Source organism: Pseudarthrobacter sp. KH_020_B (assembly GCF_057840185.1).
In genome coordinates this window covers 2,395,628-2,412,780 of record NZ_CM174506.1, presented here as the reverse complement: position 1 = coordinate 2,412,780, position 17,153 = coordinate 2,395,628, and the positions used below count along the sequence as shown (strand labels likewise).

At 65.2% G+C, this 17,153-nt stretch carries 20 protein-coding genes; 10 read left to right on the top strand and 10 right to left on the bottom strand.

Annotation, left to right across the window (positions count from 1 at the left end; translation table 11 throughout):
• Positions 1–245: 245 nt before the first annotated feature.
• The 5 genes from AC3IT0_RS11055 to AC3IT0_RS11035 all read right to left on the bottom strand — a co-directional run bounded on the left by AC3IT0_RS11055 (position 246) and on the right by AC3IT0_RS11035 (position 4,143).
• The gene (locus AC3IT0_RS11055) at positions 246–725 is read right to left on the bottom strand and encodes a hypothetical protein (RefSeq protein WP_489319860.1); all 480 of its coding nucleotides are present in this window, start codon (positions 723–725) and stop codon (positions 246–248) included.
• Positions 726–1,055: 330 nt separating this feature from the next.
• Positions 1,056–1,391 (bottom strand): hypothetical protein, encoded by a 336-nt coding sequence (locus AC3IT0_RS11050; RefSeq protein ID WP_489319859.1) that lies wholly within the window; start codon positions 1,389–1,391, stop codon positions 1,056–1,058.
• 258 nt (positions 1,392–1,649) lie between these two features.
• Positions 1,650–2,549 (bottom strand): TrmH family RNA methyltransferase, encoded by a 900-nt coding sequence (locus AC3IT0_RS11045; RefSeq protein ID WP_489319858.1) that lies wholly within the window; start codon positions 2,547–2,549, stop codon positions 1,650–1,652.
• 7 nt (positions 2,550–2,556) lie between these two features.
• Positions 2,557–3,342, bottom strand: coding sequence for a sulfite exporter TauE/SafE family protein (locus AC3IT0_RS11040; RefSeq protein WP_489319857.1), 786 nt, complete (start codon positions 3,340–3,342; stop codon positions 2,557–2,559).
• 15 nt (positions 3,343–3,357) lie between these two features.
• Positions 3,358–4,143 carry an ABC transporter ATP-binding protein gene (locus AC3IT0_RS11035; protein WP_489319856.1) on the bottom strand — a complete coding sequence of 262 codons (786 nt, stop codon included), beginning with the start codon at positions 4,141–4,143 and terminating at the stop codon, positions 3,358–3,360.
• A gap of 164 nt (positions 4,144–4,307) precedes the next feature.
• Here AC3IT0_RS11035 and serB point away from each other — a divergent pair, with 164 nt between their 5' ends.
• Positions 4,308–5,201, top strand: coding sequence for a phosphoserine phosphatase SerB (gene serB / locus AC3IT0_RS11030; RefSeq protein ID WP_489319855.1), 894 nt, complete (start codon positions 4,308–4,310; stop codon positions 5,199–5,201).
• Between the two features lie 49 nt (positions 5,202–5,250).
• Here the strand turns inward: serB and AC3IT0_RS11025 are convergent, their stop codons facing one another.
• The gene (locus AC3IT0_RS11025) at positions 5,251–6,096 is read right to left on the bottom strand and encodes a VOC family protein (RefSeq protein WP_489319854.1); all 846 of its coding nucleotides are present in this window, start codon (positions 6,094–6,096) and stop codon (positions 5,251–5,253) included.
• A gap of 88 nt (positions 6,097–6,184) precedes the next feature.
• Here AC3IT0_RS11025 and AC3IT0_RS11020 point away from each other — a divergent pair, with 88 nt between their 5' ends.
• Positions 6,185–7,759: an IS1182 family transposase gene (locus tag AC3IT0_RS11020; protein ID WP_489319853.1), complete on the top strand. Its 1,575-nt coding sequence runs from the start codon at positions 6,185–6,187 to the stop codon at positions 7,757–7,759.
• A gap of 329 nt (positions 7,760–8,088) precedes the next feature.
• Here the strand turns inward: AC3IT0_RS11020 and AC3IT0_RS11015 are convergent, their stop codons facing one another.
• Both AC3IT0_RS11015 and AC3IT0_RS11010 read right to left on the bottom strand, forming a co-directional pair.
• Positions 8,089–8,841, bottom strand: coding sequence for an SDR family oxidoreductase (locus AC3IT0_RS11015; protein ID WP_489319852.1), 753 nt, complete (start codon positions 8,839–8,841; stop codon positions 8,089–8,091).
• Between the two features lie 230 nt (positions 8,842–9,071).
• Positions 9,072–9,917 carry an alpha/beta fold hydrolase gene (locus AC3IT0_RS11010; protein WP_489319851.1) on the bottom strand — a complete coding sequence of 282 codons (846 nt, stop codon included), beginning with the start codon at positions 9,915–9,917 and terminating at the stop codon, positions 9,072–9,074.
• Positions 9,918–10,112: 195 nt separating this feature from the next.
• Here AC3IT0_RS11010 and AC3IT0_RS11005 point away from each other — a divergent pair, with 195 nt between their 5' ends.
• Entirely contained in the window at positions 10,113–10,289 is a 177-nt protein-coding gene (locus AC3IT0_RS11005; RefSeq protein WP_489319850.1) for a hypothetical protein, read from the top strand.
• 32 nt (positions 10,290–10,321) lie between these two features.
• On the opposite strand, the gene AC3IT0_RS11000 is transcribed toward AC3IT0_RS11005, so the two are convergent.
• On the bottom strand, positions 10,322–11,047 hold the full coding sequence (locus AC3IT0_RS11000) for a beta-ketoacyl-ACP reductase (RefSeq protein WP_489319849.1): 726 nt from the start codon (positions 11,045–11,047) through the stop codon (positions 10,322–10,324).
• A gap of 143 nt (positions 11,048–11,190) precedes the next feature.
• Between AC3IT0_RS11000 and AC3IT0_RS10995 the strand changes: the two genes are divergently transcribed.
• From AC3IT0_RS10995 to AC3IT0_RS10980, 4 genes are read left to right on the top strand one after another with little or no spacing between them, the layout of a single operon-like run.
• Complete coding sequence (locus AC3IT0_RS10995; RefSeq protein ID WP_489319848.1) at positions 11,191–11,625, top strand: DUF3099 domain-containing protein; 435 nt, start codon at positions 11,191–11,193, stop codon at positions 11,623–11,625.
• Entirely contained in the window at positions 11,622–11,897 is a 276-nt protein-coding gene (locus AC3IT0_RS10990) for a hypothetical protein (RefSeq protein WP_489319847.1), read from the top strand. The genes AC3IT0_RS10995 and AC3IT0_RS10990 overlap by 4 nt, the downstream gene beginning before the upstream one ends.
• The gene (locus tag AC3IT0_RS10985; protein ID WP_489319846.1) at positions 11,898–12,791 is read left to right on the top strand and encodes an SURF1 family cytochrome oxidase biogenesis protein; all 894 of its coding nucleotides are present in this window, start codon (positions 11,898–11,900) and stop codon (positions 12,789–12,791) included.
• 3 nt (positions 12,792–12,794) lie between these two features.
• Positions 12,795–13,274, top strand: coding sequence for a YbaK/EbsC family protein (locus AC3IT0_RS10980; protein WP_489319845.1), 480 nt, complete (start codon positions 12,795–12,797; stop codon positions 13,272–13,274).
• An 18-nt stretch (positions 13,275–13,292) separates the two neighbouring features.
• On the opposite strand, the gene AC3IT0_RS10975 is transcribed toward AC3IT0_RS10980, so the two are convergent.
• Positions 13,293–14,891: an ABC-F family ATP-binding cassette domain-containing protein gene (locus AC3IT0_RS10975; protein ID WP_489319844.1), complete on the bottom strand. Its 1,599-nt coding sequence runs from the start codon at positions 14,889–14,891 to the stop codon at positions 13,293–13,295.
• Positions 14,892–15,172: 281 nt separating this feature from the next.
• Between AC3IT0_RS10975 and AC3IT0_RS10970 the strand changes: the two genes are divergently transcribed.
• Genes AC3IT0_RS10970 through AC3IT0_RS10960 form a run of 3 tightly spaced genes read left to right on the top strand, consistent with a single transcriptional unit; the run spans position 15,173 to position 17,143 of the window.
• On the top strand, positions 15,173–15,802 hold the full coding sequence (locus AC3IT0_RS10970) for a biotin transporter BioY (protein WP_489319843.1): 630 nt from the start codon (positions 15,173–15,175) through the stop codon (positions 15,800–15,802).
• Between the two features lie 7 nt (positions 15,803–15,809).
• A complete protein-coding gene (locus AC3IT0_RS10965) occupies positions 15,810–16,526 on the top strand; it encodes an energy-coupling factor ABC transporter ATP-binding protein (protein ID WP_489319842.1) in 717 nt (238 codons plus the stop codon).
• On the top strand, positions 16,523–17,143 hold the full coding sequence (locus tag AC3IT0_RS10960; RefSeq protein WP_489319841.1) for an energy-coupling factor transporter transmembrane component T family protein: 621 nt from the start codon (positions 16,523–16,525) through the stop codon (positions 17,141–17,143). The genes AC3IT0_RS10965 and AC3IT0_RS10960 overlap by 4 nt, the downstream gene beginning before the upstream one ends.
• The last annotated feature ends 10 nt before the right edge of the window (positions 17,144–17,153 follow it).

The following is a 17,153-nucleotide window of genomic DNA, read 5'->3' as shown; positions in this document are numbered from 1 at the left end:
GAACGCCAATGGCACGAACTTACCCTGTTGGCCTGATGCGTCCTGTCAATACCAACGACACGGAGCCGCACCGGGGCAGCAATAGCCGCGCGGGATACCAACTCCCGCGAGGTTGCGGCCGCGCGCTAACACCACCCGGTACAGTTACCGCGTCGCCAGCGTTGGGGAAAGGGACATAGATGGCGTCTTGGATGCGCATTCGGAAGGACGCGATGCGATGGCCGCGCGATGTTGAGAGGCGCGGCCTAAGACGGCGAACCCGCGAGGCCGGCTTTGAGCAACGGAACCGAGAGCCTAGATTGCGCCGGGCATCCCGACGGCGACCGACACACCAGCAGACAGAGGACACGCAGCCCGAGGCACAGCTGCGTTCCAGGCAGCAACGAGGAGAGCGCGCTCTCGGCTGCTTTCGCCACTCCCCATCCTATGACCCAGGACGCCCATTTGGGTACGCCGGTTTCAACCAGCGCGTCAGCGAACGCGTCACCCGTCGCCGCCGCAATCACCGCGGGGTCAACGGCATCGGCCGCGGCGGCCAACAGAGTGCACAGGAAATGCGAGCCGTTGAAACGCTTCGAGGCCTCCTCTTCCAGAGCCGTAGCGACGTCGGTCAGTGCTGCCGTGAAGTCGTGAGACGTGGCGGCATCAAGGCCCGCGCTGATCAGCGCGCGCTCCGTCTCGGCGACCCGACTCCTGCGGGGGCGTTGTTGGCCAATCGAAGACACACTCGAGCTACCGGCACCGGGGAAACGGGTAGCTCGCGAGGCTCGGGCCACTCCCCCTCGTCCGCCTTTTGCTGAAGCCGAAACCCATACGCCATCTCGATGTTCCGGGCAGCGCGAAAAGGCGCGGCGACTCCTGTGTCCTCTGATCGGAGCAGTGCAGTTCATCTTTGGAGGCTACCTGTAAGTCATCGCCTGTGACCAGCAAGTCAACCCTCCTGTTTATGCGAATTACGCTCCACCTAACTGCGGAGTACGTCATAATCCGCGCTCTTATTGAGGCTGCAACCACGGCATTGTGGATCCTCGGCCCCGACGACAGTGACACCCGCGTCACTCGTGCCCTTTGGCAATCGCAGCCGGGGTGCTGTAATCAGTGTCTATGACGAGGTCATATTGCGAAAACTCGCTAAGCTCATGCGCAAGACAACGGCAGTCGCTGAGATGCCACGCCAAGGCAGCCTCTTGACCCGCCGTGTAACGTCCCTGTAATCGTTCTTCAGCCACCGCCGGCGTGGCTGTCAGGTGCACAATCCGTAGAGGTAGCCCAAAGCAATCTTCATAACGAACCTGGTCCTCTTCGTTGCTGATGACACCGGCAATGATCGGCGTCCGCGGGCCGAGCTTGGAGTAGTTGCGCCATACCGCACGGATGTTCTCGGCTTCCATCAAGACATTTCGAGGGTCGCTCGAGGCATGGGGCCAGGAACGATGGAACCAATCCACATCGAAAAGGCTGAATGGAAGCGCGGCCGCCTCGAAGCAGTTCGCTAGATGGGCAAGTGTCTAAGATTTCCCCACGCCATAGGAGCCGCTGAGAAAGATGCCAAACCCGCTGCTCGTCATATCGGAGGGCCTAGCCGGGTGACGAGTCCTCTCGTCGAGACGTTCCGACCCGAATCGAATCATTCGACTTCCTGCCATTCGTTACCTAGTCGCATAGAACGCCACAGCCGACGACGCAGCGACATTCAGCGAATCCACGCCGTTCATCATCGGAATCGTTACGCGCGCGTCGAGCAATTGATCGGTCTCCGGCTTCAGCCCATCGCCTTCGGTTCCGAATACCAGCACCAGGTTTTGATGATCCTGGGCCACGAGCTCATCAAGAGTGATAGTCCCCTCCCCCAGAGACATGCCTGCCACGAAGTAGCCCGCCTCTTTCAGCTGTTCGATACTGGCCGGCCACGGGTCGATCCTCGTCCACGGAACCTGGAAAACGGTGCCCATACTGACCCTGATCGAGCGACGGTACAACGGATCGGCACATTGCGGCGTCACCAACACAGCATCGACACCGATCGCCGCTGCCGATCTAAACACGGCTCCGACATTTGTATGATCGGTCAAGTCCTCCAGGACAGCGATTCTCGACCGATGTGGAGCACTCTCCAGCGACGTAGATTCGTCGCGCATTTTGGAACACCGCACATTGGTGTGGTCCACGATGTCCTCCAGGACGGCGACGCGGCGCGCGCCGGCCAGCAGTTCGTGGAGAGGTACCGGTTCGGGCCGCTGCATGGCTGCCATGGCGCCGCGGTGGAGGTGGAACCCTGTGATCTCCTCCAGCAGCGCGGCGCTGCCGATGAAGGCGGGTACGTCCGGGTGGGCGCTGAGGACGTCCTCCAGGTCAGTCAGCCATTTCTCCGCCAGGAAAAATGACCTTGGCCGGTGGCCGGCCGCCAGCGCCCGGCGGAGGACCCGGGAGGATTCGGCGATGTACATTCCTTCAGCCGGTTCACGGAGCTTCCGCAGGTGTACATCCGTCAGCTGCGTGTAGTCGGAGACGCGGGGGTCCCCGGCGGATTCAAGATAGTGGATTGTCACCGGCTGATTATTTCAGCAGGTTGGCGACCATAAAGCCCAGGGCCACCAGGCCGAGGGCGAAGATCACGCCGCGAAGGACCGGCGGGGAAAGCCGGCGCCCCACCTTGGAACCGATGACGCCGCCGATGAGGGAACTGACCGCGATAAGGGCCACCACTGCCCAGTTGATGCGGCCGAAGGCGAACAACAGGTAGGAGGCCGCCGCCACGATGTTGACACCCAGGACCAGGATGTTCTTCATGGCGTTGGCGTTCTGGATGGTTCCGGTCATGAACACGCCAAGGATGCCCACCAGCAGGATGCCCTGGGCGGCCACGAAGTAGCCCCCGTAGACGCCGGCCAGATACACCAGCACGATCAACAGCAGGCCGTGGTTTTTGTCTTTGAGGGCGTGCTCGGGGTTTTCCTCCCTGGTCCGCACCCACTGCTGAAGCCGGGGCTGGAAGACCACCATCAGCAGGGCGAGGACAATCAGGGCCGGAGCCGCGTAGTGGAACACCCTTTCCGGAAGGTGCAGCAGCAGCCACGCGCCGCTGATGCCCCCCAGCAGGGAGGCCGGAAGCAACCTGAGCAACTGCCGGCCCCGGCCTTTGAGTTCCTTCCGATATCCCCACGCGCCGGCGGCATTGCCTGCCACCAGCCCCATGGCATTACTGATGGAAGCTGTTACCGGCGTGATGCCGAGGGCGATCAGGACAGGAAATGTGACCAGGGTGCCGGAACCTACAACGGCGTTGATGGTGCCGGCCCACAGGCCGGCAAAAAACACAAGGATGCTGCTGAGAAGCTCCACCGGGACAGGACCGCGCTAGCGGCGTGCGGCGGCGGTGTACCTGCCCGCGCTGGCATTCACGTCAAGCTCAAGTCCGAACGTCCGGCTCAGGTTCTCAGCCGTCAGCACCTCGGTAATGGGACCGGCCGCAACCACGTTTGCGTCCCGGAGCAGCATGGCGTGGGTGAATCCCGGCGGGACTTCTTCAAGGTGGTGGGTGACCAGGACGATGGCCGGCGCCGATTCGTCGCGGGCCAGCTCGCTGAGGCGGTGCACCAGGTCCTCGCGTCCACCCAGGTCCAGGCCGGCGCCCGGCTCGTCCAGGAGGAGGAGTTCGGGATCCGTCATGAGGGCGCGGGCGATCTGGGCCCGTTTGCGCTCCCCTTCGGACAGTGATGCGAACTTACGATTGAGCAGAGGCCCCATGCCCCAGTCATTGAGCAGCCTGAAGGCGCGGCGTTCGTCGGCCCTCTCGTAGCCTTCACGCCAGCGGCCCGTTACGCCGTAGGCGGCCGTGACCACAACGTTCAGGACGGTCTCATCCTCGGGGATCTGGTTGGCCAAGGCGGCGGAGGACAGCCCGATGCGCGGACGGAGTTCAAACACGTCCACGGAGCCAAGGATTTCCTCGAGGATGCCGGCCATGCCGCTGGTGGGGTGAAGACGGGCTGCAGCAATCTGCAGGAGCGTGGTCTTGCCCGCGCCGTTGGGTCCGAGGATGACCCAGCGCTCGCCCTCCTTGACCTGCCAGTCCACCTTGTTCAGAAGCGTTTTAGCCCCACGGACAACGCTGACGGCGGCCAATTCAAGAACATCACTCATAGGAATAGACACTAGGACAAAACAGGGGCGGACTGATAACTGGTACCTGGACAGCGACACTCGTCACAGTCACGGTCAACGCCCCGCCTGCTGGCCCACGGGGATCGCAACAACCTGGCGCAATCAATTCGGGTGGCTCTCCCCCGCTGGCTAAGATTGCAGCCATGACTCCGAACGTGACTGCGGTCAGCTATGGCCCAAAACTGACTGCCTCCGGGCTCGACACGCTGCGCTCCGCCCTGACGGGCAGCGGCGCCACATTCCAATCCGAATCAACGGGCGGGGACAGCCGGTTTGAGGTCCACACGGCCGAGCTCGCCATCGCTGATGGAACGGACGCGGGTATTTCCGCCCTCCGCACGGCGGTGGCCGCGACGGCGCAGGACGGCCTGGACACGGCGATCGTTCCCGCAGGTTTGCGTGCGGCTCCGCGGAAGCTGCTCATCATGGACGTTGATTCGACGCTGATCCAGCAGGAAGTTATTGAACTCCTGGCGGCGTATGCGGGCAAACGGGAAGAGGTGACGGCTGTCACCGAGGCCGCCATGCGCGGTGAGCTGGACTTTGCGCAGAGCCTCCACGCACGGGTGGCCGTACTCGCAGGGCTGCCCGCCGCCGTCGTCGAATCCGTCCGGGCGGAAGTGAAGCTGAGCGAAGGTGCCGCTGAGCTGGTTGCGGCGTTCAAAGCCGCCGGCCACGTGGTGGCCGTGGTGTCCGGCGGGTTCAACCAGATCCTGCGACCCATCGCGGAGGATCTGGGCCTGGACTACTGGCTGGCGAACGAACTTGAGATTGTGGACGGCGCCCTGACCGGCAAGGTGCTCGGTGCCGTCATCGACCGTGCGGCGAAGGAAAAGTACCTGCGCGAGTGGGCGGCCGCTGAAGGCATCGCCATGGAACACACGATTGCCGTGGGCGATGGCGCCAACGACCTGGACATGCTCGGGGCCGCCGGGATCGGAGTGGCGTTCAACGCCAAGCCTGCGGTCCGGGCCGTTGCGGATTCCGCGATCAACATGCCGTACCTGGACGCGGTGCGCCACATCGCCGGGGTCTGAATCTCCGAAGGCTCACTCCCGCCCGCGGGCGCGACTCAACAGGGCCCGCTCAGCCCGCCGGCGGCGTGTACTGGCTCGCGGTGAAAACGGCGCCGCCGGGATCCCGGATCAGGACGGTGCGCGTCCACTCGTTATCATCCTGTCCCAGGATGACGGCGCCGAGGCGTTCCGCATCCTCGGCCGTACCGTCCCGGTCGGCGACAGTAAACGTCACGTGCCACTGCGGACGTTCACCCGGCGCCGCGGAGGCAAGCCAGGCGACAGCGTCCTCGAAGCCGCTGGGAACGAGGTCGCCCGACTGGCGAGCCCTGATGTTGGGGTCGACAGTGGCCTCGAGGTGATCACCGTATCCGGGGCGGCGGATCATCGTGCCGAAGCCGAGGTTGTCGAACTGCCAGCCGAAGGCCTTCGTGTAGAAAGCGACTGCTGCCTCGGTGTCTGGTGTGTGCAGGTCACTGAAGTTCCATCCGCCGGGAAGGTTGACCGCCTGGGCACCGAGTCGCTCGCGGGCCTGCCAGATACGGAATTCGGCGCCTTCGGGGTCCGCCAGCACCGCCTGCACGCCGCCTGAACCCGCACGGGCAGGAGCCGATTTCAGTGTTGCGCCGACCGAGACCAGGTGGCTCGTGGCAGCCGCCGCATCGTCGACGGAGACGTACGTGTTCCACACGGCGGCGCCGGTTCCGGGGCCCGTGATCGCTGCTGCCTCCTGGCCGCCAAGCGTGGCTATTACGTACCTGCCAGTGCTGCCGGGCGGGTTGGTGTCCTCGAACTCCCACCCGAAAATTCCGCCGTAGAACTGCATGGCGGCCTCCACGTCGGGCTGCTGGGTGTCCACCCAACAGGGAACACCTGCCGGATAGCTACGGCCCGTCACCTCTCGCTGCTGTGCCATGCCTAAAACCCTAGGACGGCGCTGAACAATGTGGGTGGGTTGAGGCGCGCCTGCTGGACTTCGGGTCGTGGTCGTTAAGACTGGGTACATGCAAGGTATTGAGGCGGCCCAGCGCGGGTATTTGGATGTGGAGGCACTGGCCGGGGAGTTGTTGGCTCCGGGCGGTGCCTACGCTTTTTTGGCGGAGCATCGGGGCCGGCTGTTTCCGGATTCGATGATGGAGGACCTGTTTCCCTCCCGGCGGGGCCGGCCCTCGATCCCGGCCTCGGTGATCGGCACGGTCCTGGTCCTGCAGGCCCTGGAAGGCTTGTCGGACCGGGCGGCCGCGGAGGCGTTGACGTATGACCTGCGCTGGAAGGCCGCCTGCGGGTACGGGCTGACGGAGGCCGCGTTCCACCCCACCGCCCTGGTCCATTGGCGCAACCGGCTGCGGACCAGCGAGAACCCGCACCGGATCATGGAGGCTGTCGCCCAGGTCATTACCGCCACCGGGGTCCTGGCCGGGCGGCACCGCCGGGCGGTGGACTCGACGGTCTTCCAGGACGCGGTGGCCCGCCAGGACACCATCACCCAGCTCATTGCCGTGATCCGGCGCTTCGGCAAGGCCATGGAGCACGGCGCGACACTCATGGCCGTCCACGCGACCTCCTATGACTACACGCGGGTGGGGAAGCCGGATATCGCCTGGGATGACAAGGAAGCAAAAGACGAACTGATTTCCGGGCTGGTCACTGACGCGCTGGCGCTGCTGGCCGCGGTGGACCCCGCCACCCTGGATGACAGGTCCCCGGAGTATCAGGCGTACGTGCTGCTGGCGCTGGTGGCGGGGCAGGACGTGGAGCCGGCCGAGGGCTCCGACGGCACCGACGGGAGGTGGCGGATCGCCCGGAAGGTCGCCCCGGACCGGATCGTTTCCACGGTGGACACCGAGGCCCGGCACGCGCACAAGTCCCGCTCGGTGATGATGGACGGCTTCAAGGGCCACATCGTCGCGGAGCCGGAGACCGGGCTGTACACCTCCGCGGTGATGACCCGGGCCGCCGGGCCCGGCTCCAGTGACGCGGACGCCGGAATCGTCCTGCTCGGCACGGACCCGACCATGAAAGACGACGCCGTGGACTACCAGGTGCTCGGGGACTCGGCCTACGGTTCCGGTCCCATGCTCGAGACCCTCGATACGGCCGGGCACCAGGGCCTGGTCAAGCCCAAGCCGTTGCGCCCGGCCGTGCCAGGCGGGTACGACCTGGACGACTTCACCCACGACGAAGCAAAGAACACGCTCAGCTGCCCGGCCGGGGAGGTCCGCACGATCAGCCCCCGGGGCAACGTGAACTTCGGCACCGCCTGCAAGGCGTGCCCGCTGCGGGATCAATGCACGAAGGCCAAGGGCGGGCGGAAAGTCGTTATCACCGTCCACCACGCCCGCCAGCGCGCCCACCGCGCCGCCGCCCGCCAGGAAGCATTCAGGCACGACTACCGGGCCTACCGGCCCCTGGTGGAAAGATCCATCGGCTGGCTGGTCGCCGGAGGCAACCGGCGCCTGCGATACCGGGGCGTGGAAAAGAACAACGCCTGGCTGCAGGTCCGCACAGCCGCACTGAACCTTCGGCGACTGCTGAAACTAGGCCTCACCGGCGAAAACGGGGCCTGGGCCCTGGGATAGCACCCAAAATGGGGGGCCGCCCCGGCCCCCGGCCCCGATCCGCGCCGACGGGAGCTATGGACGGCCCGGCAAGGCCCGCAAAATTCATGACCGGAATTCCGGCGCCCGGAATCGATGCCCCCAACGAGCCGCCCAAGGCCCCGGAACGAGTCCAAAAGCGAAACCTGCCGCTCCGAATTGTCCCTTGTTCAGCGCCGTCCTAGGCCGCCTTGCCGCCGGAGACAACGCCCTCCACAGACACGAGCCCCGGGCAGGAGTACTGCCCGGGGCTCGTCATGGTGATGGGTCGTCGCGTGGACAACCGGGACTTTAGGGTGCGTCTGGTTCCGCTATTCCGCGCCCTTGCCGAAGTAGTCGGACCCGCCGGCGTACTCCGTGTGGCCGGATTCGACGTCGGCCGTAGCCATGCTGGCCACAACTTCAGCGAACTCCTCGACGGAGTAGAGCTTTCCGGCCTCGGCGCGGCGGGCTTCGATGGCGCCCGGATTCGAGCGGTCCAGCAGCGTCGCCGTGACGGTGCCTTCGATCATGTCGCCGGACACAACCACGAGCGAGATGCCCTTTTCCGCCAGGTTCGGGAGGAGCTCACGCAGGGCGTCCTCGCCGGCACGCTTGCTGCGGGCCACGGGCTCGTATTCGGGCATGGTGGGCACCGAGTTGATGAAGTGGGCCTGGTGGCTGGTCACGAAGACCACGCGTGAGCCTTCCTTCATCAGGGGCACGGCGGCGTTGAGCATGTTGACCTGGGCATCACGGTTCAGCTTCAGGGCGTAGTCGTCCTCCATACCGGACTCCATGCCACCGGAAGCGTTGAGCACCAGGACGTCCAGCGAACCGAAGTTCTCCATCGCCGCGCTGGCCAGTGCCTGCACACCTTCCTGGGTGGTGAGGTCCGCGCCCACAGCCGTGGCACGGCCGCCGGCAGCTTCAATTCCTGCGACGACTTTGTTGGCGCGCGGCGCCTTCTGGCGGTAGTTAACCACGACGGCGGCGCCCTCGGCAGCGAGGTTCTTGGCCACTTCAGCGCCGATTCCCCGTGAGGATCCGGTCACGATGGCGGTCTTGTTGTCCAGCAGTCCCATATGGGCTCCTTTGTTTGAAACGTCTAAATCGCTTGAGGTCTGGAGTCCATCATGCCAGCGCCAGCCGCACATTCGCTTGTACGACCCCCACAAAGAAGCCCGGTCGCGCTAGTTTCGCACAGGCCTTCTGGTGTCTCCGTCGGGTCCTCGGGGGTCATTGGACCATGGCGCCTCGCGTCAGACAATCAGGCGTGCTGGGGTGACACTGCGATTCGACGTCGGTGCACCTCTCAACGATCGGCCCAGCCCTTGGGCTCGGGTGTATCGAGGAACGTGATCACAACGTCGCGCACGAGGTCGGTCCGGGCGAGCCCGAAGAAATGCGTCGTGCCGGGGAACACCGCGAGCTGCGACGCGGGCACACCCTCGAAGTCGCCGTTCACGTCTCCTCCGCGCAGTTGGAGGAACTTCACCGCGTGGTCGAGCCTGACCATGTCGCAGTCACCGACCGTCAAGAGCGTCGGGGCGGCGATTCCGCGGATCTCGTCGTCGCTCCATCCGATCTCGCCCGTGCCGTAGCGTGCAAGCTTGTCGAGTAGTCCCTGCAGGTGCTCGCGATCGGGATGCGGCGACACGGCGAGGTAGCGTTCCTCCATCGGGGTACCCGCGATCATGTCCACCGTCATCTCCGCGACCGCTTCGACGTTGCCGCCACGGTCGCCCTCTGGACGGAACGACACCGACGAAACGATGAGCTTGCGCACGAGTTCTGGGTGGTGGATCGCGAGGTCCAGCGCGACCGCACCGCCGACGCTGAACCCGAACACGTCGACGTTGTCGACACCGAGGTACTCAAGAAGCCCGATGACATCGGACGCCAGGTCGGAAGTGCCCAGCGGCCGATCGGTGTCGTTGGTGCGTCCGTGCCCTTGGAAGTCCGTGGCGATCACCCGGCGCCCGGACGACAGGCCCGGGATCAGCGCGCCGAACTGCTGCTCGATGTCGAAGAGCCCGCCGTGCAGGAGCAACAGCGGAGTGCCACCGCCGCCGTCGTCGCCGTGAAGCTCGTAGTACATCTGGAGTCCGTTGACCGACGCGTATCCGGTTTCGGGTGCGGCTGTCGTCTCATCGGTCATCCACGAGCCTCCTCTTGCCTTCGCTTGTGTCGAGTCCTCAATCCTGACACTGCACACGGTGCGCCGGCCAGTGCTTGGAAGCTATCGATATCTTGAGTCCTTCAGCTTGGGGAGGGCATAGGCTCACACCATGACAGGAGGCACGCCATCCACACCGCAGGACGTTTTCCGTAATTCACCTGAAGGGCTGGACCTGTGCCTCCGGTGGTCCTTTCCATCGCCCTGCCGCGGCCAGTGGAATCCGCGAGGTTCAAGGAGGTGGTGCACCCATCCCCCGGTGTGTGGATGCACCACCTCGAACTGCACAATGCCCGGGAACTGCACGACGAAGTTGCCGCCTGGCTTCGAGATGCCTTCGACGCCGCAGCGTGACGGTTCTCAGGTGTCTATCCCGTGCACCGTGGTCAGTGACCCATGCCAAGACCGCCGTCAACAGGAATGACGGCTCCGGAAATGTAGGCCGCCTCGTCACTGGAAATCCAGCGGACCACGTTCGCCACTTCCGAAGCCTCGGCAAACCGGCCGGCGGGAATGCTGGAAAGATAGTCCTTTTGCGTGGCCTCGGGCAGTTCGGCCGTCATGTCCGTGTTAATGAATCCGGGGGCCACAACGTTTGCTGTGATTCCACGTGAACCCAGCTCGCGGGTCAGTGACCGGGCGATGCCCACCAGGCCGGCCTTGGAAGCGGAGTAGTTGATCTGACCCGGCGCGCCATAGAGGCCGGAGACCGAGGAGATGAGGACCACGCGGCCCTTGCGCATCCGGATCATGCCCTTCGAAGCGCGCTTGATGACGCGGAAAGCGCCGGTGAGGTTGGTGTCGATCACCGACGTGAAGTCTTCTTCACTCATGCGCATCAGGAGCGTGTCCTTGGTGATTCCCGCGTTTGCCACCAGGACCTCAACGGGACCGTGGGCAGCTTCCACCTCGGCGAAGGCCGCATCCACAGAGGCTTCGTCAGTCACATCGGCCTTCACGCCCAGAATCCCGGCAGGCAGCTCCGACGCGCTCCGGTAGGTCACGGCCACCTTGTCGCCGTTGGCCACAAAAGCCTGCGCGATGGCCAGGCCGATGCCGCGGTTTCCACCGGTGATCAGGACACTGCGGGCCGATGTAGCTGCTTCAGACATTAAACGCTCCGGGATTCTGCGGCATGTGCAGCCGCGGGTAGGACGGGGTGTGATTTTGCTGCCTCCGATCTTAGCCCGCGTTTGGGCGCCACTGCCGATGGTGAGAGAATTGAGGCAAGCCTTTGGAGCGTGATCAATCAGCCGTGACCCTTGAAAACCATGCTGGACAGTCCGTGCCCGGAGATCCCGAAAGGTTCTCCGGGGATTCCGGAGTCCACAGCATCACGGACGCGGCGGCTGCCCACTCGGAGGACATGCGCCAGCGCATGATCAAGTACGCGGTGGCCATGGGAATCCGCATGGTCTGCCTCATCCTCATCTTTGTGGTGGACGGCTGGTTCAAGCTCGTGATGGTGGCCGGCGCCGTCTTCCTCCCCTGGATCGCTGTGGTGATCGCGAACGGCAGCGACAAGGCGGAGGTCCACAGCGACTTGCTGCTGGACTCGGCTCCGCTTGCCGAGCTCGAAAGCCCGTCTTGGCCGCCGGAGCAGGACGACTCCACGTCCGCCGTCATCCAGGGCGAACTCATTGGCGACGACGACGAACCCACGCACGGACAGGAACGGCGCGCCTCATGAACATATTTGACCTGGCTGCAGGGACCGCGGGTCACCCGCCAGCCATGGCTGCCATGTGCTCCCGCAAGGCCTGCCGCTCGGAAGCGTCCTGGCAACTGCTCTGGAACAACCCCAAGATCCATACGCCGGAACGCCGCAAGACCTGGCTGGCCTGCGATGACCACCGCGACTGGCTCGAAGACTACCTCCAGACCCGCGGGCTCTGGAAGGAAACCCTGGTCCTGGATTCGGGGCAGGTCGCCGGACAAGCGCCAGCAGGGCAGGACGGCTGAATGTACCGCTTCCTCTTTTCCAGCAAGTGGCTGGGATACCTCCTGCTGGCCGCCATCTTTGCCGCTGCCTGCGTCTTCCTTGGCCGCTGGCAGATGGACCGCCGCGCCGAGACCCTCGCGGAGATCAACCGCGTGGTTACCAACTATTCCGCTACACCCATCTCCTTCGACGAGGCAAGGGACGAGTTCTCCGCGCTGGACGCGTCGAAGGAATGGACCCAGGTTGAACTCAAAGGCACCTACGATCTGGACGGCCAGCGGATTGTCCGCAACCGTCCGCTGAACGGGCAGCCCGGGTATGAGGTGGTTGTCCCGTTCAAGCTGGAGTCCGGCGAAACCGTGGTGATCGACCGCGGCTGGCTGCCCATCGGCAACAAGAACCCGGGCAGCCCCGATTCCATCCCGGCGCCTCCCGCCGGACCCGTGACCGCCGTCGTCCGCCTCAAGCACGGGGAACCCCAACTGGACCGCGGCGCCCCCGACGGCCAGTTGGCTTCCATCGATCTCCCCACTTACGCGGACCAACTGGGATATCCCGTACTCACCGGCGCCTACGGGCAGCTCGCGTCTGAATCCCCCGCCACCGCTGACATGCCGTTCCCGTTCCCGAAGCCGGCCACCGAAGAAGGCACCCATCTGTCCTATTCGTTGCAGTGGTTCGCCTTCGGCGTGCTGATGTTCGTGGGCTTCGGGTACGCCGCACGGCAGCAGGCCAGGAACGCAGCGATCGACGCCGAGGACGAGCTTGAAGGTGAGGACGGGTCGCGCGATTCAGGCAGCCCGGTGCACTCCGCCGCCGCGGCAGCCCGCCGTCGTCCGCCTGTAGCCCGCAAGCGCAAGAAGGCGACAACCGAGGAAGAGGAAGACGCCCTCCTGGACGCGCAGGGCTACTGACTCATGCACAATGTGCACGTGGCCGCCCCCGTTGCGAATGTGAAAAGCGCCCTGACCTCGGCCGGCGCCCGGGACACAGTGCGGATCTTTGACACCAAGGTCCCGACGGCGGCTGCCGCGGCTGAGGCTCTCGGCTGCGACGTTGCGGCCATTACCAACAGCCTGATCTTCGACGTCGACGGCGCCCCGCTTCTGATCTTGGCCAGTGGCGCCGCCAAGGTAAACACGCCCCTCGTGGCGGCCCAACTGGGAACAGGAAAGATCCGCCGGGCAACCGCCACCTTCGTCCTGCGACACACAGGCCAGGAAGTAGGCGGAGTAGCCCCGATAGGCCACCCGGAAAAGATCAGGACACTCCTGGACAACTCCCTCAAAGCCCACAAAGTCCTCTGGGCCGGAGCAGGAGACCACAACTCAATGTTCAGCATCACCTACGAAGACCTACAAAGAATCACCGACGCCGAAGAAGTGACTGTCCGCTGAATCGCCCCCCAAAGGTGATTAAGCCAGCGTAATCAGGTCCAGGTAGTCCTCGTTCCAGAGGTCCTCGACGCCGTCTGGCAACAGCACAACGCGCTCGGGGTTCAAGGCTTCAACAGCCCCTTCGTCGTGGCTGACCAGGACGACGGCGCCGCTGTAGTTCCGCAGTGCGCCGAGGATTTCGGCGCGGCTGGCGGGGTCCAGGTTGTTGGTGGGCTCATCGAGGAGGAGGACGTTGGCGCTGGAGGCGACGATGGTGGCCAGGGCCAGGCGCGTCTTCTCACCGCCGGAGAGGACGCTGGCGGGCTTGTCGACGTCATCGCCGGAGAACAGGAACGAGCCGAGGATGCCGCGGACTTCTGCGTCCTTCATGTCCGGGGCGGAGGAGCGCATGTTTTCCAGGACGGTCCGGTCGACGTCAAGGGTGTCGTGCTCCTGGGCGTAGTAGCCGACTTTCAGGCCGTGGCCGGCAATAACGTCACCGGTGTCAGGCTTGTCAACGCCGGCGAGCATCCGCAGGAGGGTGGTCTTGCCGGCGCCGTTGAGGCCCAGGATGACCACCTTGGAGCCGCGGTCGATCGCGAGGTCCACGTCCGTGAAGATTTCCAGGGAACCGTAGGACTTGCTGAGGCCTTCAGCGGTGAGCGGGGTCTTGCCGCAGGGGGACGGATCAGGGAACCGCAGGGCTGCGACGCGGTCGTTCTCGCGGACAGCTTCCAGGCCGCTGAGCAGGCGTTCGGCACGCTTGGCCATGTTCTGCGCCGCGACGGCCTTCGTGGCCTTCGCGCGCATCTTGTTGGCCTGGTCGAAAAGGACCTGGGCCTTCTTCTCGGCGTTGGCGCGTTCACGCTTGCGGGCGCGTTCGTCGGTTTCGCGCTGGAGCAGGTAGCGCTTCCAGTCCATGTTGTAGAAGTCGATCTGCGCGCGGTTGGCGTCCAGCAGGAAGACCTTGTTGACCGTGGCTTCCAGGAGTTCGGTGTCGTGGCTGATTACGATCAGGCCGCCCTGGTGGTTCTTGAGGAACTCGCGCAGCCACGCGATGGAGTCGGCATCGAGGTGGTTGGTGGGCTCATCGAGGAGCATGGTCTCGGCGTCGGAGTACAGGATGCGGGCCAGTTCAACACGGCGGCGCTGTCCGCCGGAGAGGGTCTTGAGAGGCTGGTTCAGGATGCGGTCCGGCAGCGCCAGGTTGGAGCAGATGGCGGCGGCCTCGGCCTCAGCCGAGTAGCCGCCGGCGGCCAGGAACTCGGATTCGAGCCGGTCGTAGCGGTTCATGGCCTTGCGCTGGACATCGGCGTCCTCGCTGGCCATCTCGTCGTGCGCCTTCCGGAGCTTGCCCACGGCGACGTCCAGTCCACGGGCCGCCAGGATGCGGTCGCGGGCCAGCTGTTCCATGTCCGGGGTGCGCGGATCCTGGGGCAGGTATCCGATCTCACCGGTGCGCGACACCTTGCCCGCGGCCGGCAGTCCCTCGCCGGCGAGGACCCGCGTAAGGGTGGTCTTGCCTGCACCGTTACGGCCCACGAGGCCGATCTTGTCGCCCTTGTCGATGCGGAAGCTCACCTGGTCCATGAGGAGCCGGGCGCCGGCGCGCAGTTCAAGATCCTGGACAGTAATCACAGCAGGTAAGGCCTTTCACAACAGGGAAACGCCGCAGCTCAACGGATGATGTCTGGAAGCAGCCGGCAGAATGGCCGACAGAACGGCCTTTCCAAGTCTACCGGCCCCAGCATGACCCCATAACCGCCGCACCGCCGTCGTGCGTTGGCTCAACGTTTGTGCCCTGCCGTCAGTCCCGGGCGCTCCGCGTAGTAGGTCCCCTACAAAATGGAGCCCGACGGCGGCGGGTAACGTCAGGATTACCCCATGCTTCGCTTGTACAACCACGACAGGAACACCCCATGAGCCAGACTGACGCCGCCGTCACCGGCACCTCTTCCCGCCTCCGGAGCCGCTGGAACGCCACCGACCTGGGCCTGATCGCGGTCTTCGCGGCGCTCGTTGCCGGCTCCGCCATGGTGCCCGGCATCGCGGCGAACGTGTTCGGCATCCCCATCACTTTCCAGACCCTTGCGGTGATGCTCACCGGCCTGATGCTGGGCCCCGGCCGGGGTTTCGCCGCCGTCGGCCTGTACACCCTCCTGGGGCTGGCGGGCCTGCCGATCTTCAGCCAGGGCCGCAGCGGCCTGGGCATCCTGGCCGGACCGTCGGCCGGCTACATCATTGCCTTCCCCATCGCAGCAGCGGTGGTGGGCTGGCTCGCCACCGTGGTGATCCGGCGGACAACACGTGTCCGGGCGCTGTGGTTCTTCGCCTCGGCGATGGTCACCAGCATCGCTGTTGTGCACACGCTCGGAGTTGCCGGGATCGCCCTGAACACCAAAGCGTCACTGGGTGACGCCTTCCTCGCAGACCTGGTTTTCTACCCTGGCGACGTGATTAAGAACATCCTCGCCGCGGTGATCGCCGTGGCCCTGCACCGGGCATTTCCGGACGTCCTGGTCCGCCGGGTAAAGCGGATCAGCAACTAATCCCGCCATGCCAACCATTTCATTCCGGCAGGCATCCGTGGCTGTCGCCGTCGACAACCGCCCGGAACCCAAGTCCCTGCTCCAGGACGTCGTGCTTGAGCTGACCGAACAGCGCATCGGCGTGATCGGGGCCAACGGGTCAGGCAAGTCCACGCTGCTGCGGATGATAAACGGCCTCGTGCAGCCGAGTTCCGGCGCAGTATCGGTGGACGGTGCCGACACGGTCCGTGCGGTGCGGGCCGTCCGCCGGCAGGTGGGGTTCGTCTTCACGGATCCCTTGTCGCAGCTGGTGATGCCCACGGGCCGCGAGGACGTGGAGCTGTCACTGCGCCGCCCGGTCCGCAACGGGGCGGAGCGGCGCAGGCTGGCTGAAGCGGCCCTGGAGCGCCTCGGCCTGTTGCCGCTCGCGGACCAAAGCATCTACGAGCTCTCCGGCGGTGAACGGCAGCTGATGGCCCTCGCCGCTGTACTGGCAGTCAACCCAGCTGTCCTGGTGCTGGATGAACCGTCCACCCTCCTGGACCTCAGGAACCGCGAGCTCCTGCGCCGCACCCTCGCTGGCCTCGACCAGCAGATCGTCATGTCCACGCACGACCTAGACCTCGCCCTGGAAATGGACCGGGTGCTGGTGGTGGAGGCAGGGCGCGTGATGTTCGACGGCGGCGCGGCGGCGGCAGTCGACTCGTACCGGGCGCTGGTCAGCAACGGCCTGGCTGCACCGTGAGGGGACACGGCTTCCTGCTGGCCAACTACGTTCCGGGGAATTCCGTCATCCACCGGACGCCGCTGGCACTGAAATTCCTGCTGGTAGTGGGCTGCGGCCTGGTGTCCTTCCTGGTGGTCGACTGGCTGGTCTCCGTCGCGGTGCTGTCCGCGCTCGGCGTGCTGTTTCTCCTTACGGGCGCCGGACCCCGGCGGCTCCTGGGTGCTGTCCGTCCTGTTGCCCTGGTGCTGGTGGTCATTGGCCTGTTCCAGTGGTGGCAGCTGGGTGGACCCACGGCTGCGCGGATTGTCTTGAACATCCTGGTGTGCGTGGTGGCGGCGTCCCTGCTGACGGCCACCACCCCCATGCAGCGGATCCTGGACGGCGTGGTGTCGATGGCCACCCCGTTCCGCCGCTTTGGCGCGGACCCTGAACGGTTTGCGCTGACCATCGCCATCATGCTCCGCAGCATCCCGTATATCGCCGGCGCCTTTGCAGACGTCAGGGATTCTGCCCGGGCCCGCGGGCTTGAGCGGAATCCGCGTGCCCTTGTGCTGCCCGTCTTCATCAGCACAGTGGCCTTCGCCCGCCAGACCGGCGAAGCGCTTGCTGCCCGCGGGCTGGGCGACGCGGACTGACGTTCCGTCG